This window comes from Serratia sp. 506_PEND, assembly GCF_001076875.1.
Classification (GTDB): Bacteria; Pseudomonadota; Gammaproteobacteria; order Enterobacterales; family Enterobacteriaceae; genus Serratia; species Serratia marcescens.
Window position 1 is genome coordinate 1 of sequence record NZ_JVEL01000082.1, and the last position, 420, is coordinate 420.

Consider the following 420-nt stretch of genomic DNA (forward strand, 5'->3'; position numbering starts at 1 on the left):
ACTCTGAGCCACTTAATCCCATGTCATAGAGCCCCAACGGGTTTGGGGGGTATTTGCCAATGGGATAGATGGGGATACCTAGTCCATCTGTATACTCATCCAGTTGCTCTTCGTCGGGTATGTTCTTGCCTTTCTCCAACTCCCCATTGTCGGTTGCAAAGGGAAGGTATTGCCCTCTGGACCTAGCGGCGTATTCCCATTGAGCTTCGGTCGGCAGGTCGATTTTTTTACCTGACTCCTTACCCAGCCACTGACAGTAATCCTTAGCCTGTTGCCAAATGACTCCTACAGGGTAGTCATCTTTTAGTAGGGATGGATGACGCTTTGCCATTATATCTGCAGGTGGTTTCTCTTTTCCCGTAGACTTCAGATAAGCCGCATAATCTGCATTCGTCACCTTGAACTTCGATATCGCAAAGT

1 protein-coding gene is annotated in these 420 nt (G+C 48.3%); it reads right to left on the reverse strand.

Annotated elements, in window-relative coordinates:
• Positions 1 to 420: formylglycine-generating enzyme family protein (locus ADK28_RS02745; protein ID WP_048794807.1), on the reverse strand; the 420-nt coding region annotated here is incomplete at both ends.